Source organism: Methylobacterium sp. A54F, from assembly GCF_053346035.1.
This window is the reverse complement of the sequence record NZ_JBKFBF010000232.1, coordinates 1-278: the sequence shown is the minus strand read 5'-3', so window position 1 is coordinate 278 and position 278 is coordinate 1. Positions and strand designations below refer to the sequence as shown.

Genomic DNA, 278 nt, shown 5'->3' with positions numbered 1-278 from the left:
CGCGCAGGCCGAGGGCGAGGGGGAGCGCCGCGAGGCACAGGGCGGCCATCACCCAGAAGGCGCCCGCCCCGAGGGCGCCGTAGAGGCTCCCGGCCGCGAGGGCCAGCGCGGCGCCGGCCAGCCCGAGCGCGACGGTGCCGTAGAGGGTCAACGCGGTCGCCCGCAGGGCCGGCGGCACGCCCGCCTCGATCAGGCCGAGGCAGGCGAGGTGCAGGAGCGCGAAGGTGAGCCCGTGCAGGGTCTGCGCGCCGACGAGCCAGGGCAGCGCCGTGGTCTGC

1 protein-coding gene is annotated in these 278 nt (G+C 79.1%); it reads right to left on the bottom strand.

Going from position 1 to position 278, the window contains the following annotated elements:
* Window positions 1-278, bottom strand: a 278-nt coding sequence (locus tag ACLBXP_RS26095) for an MFS transporter (protein ID WP_447670680.1), incomplete at both ends; no start/stop codon positions are given.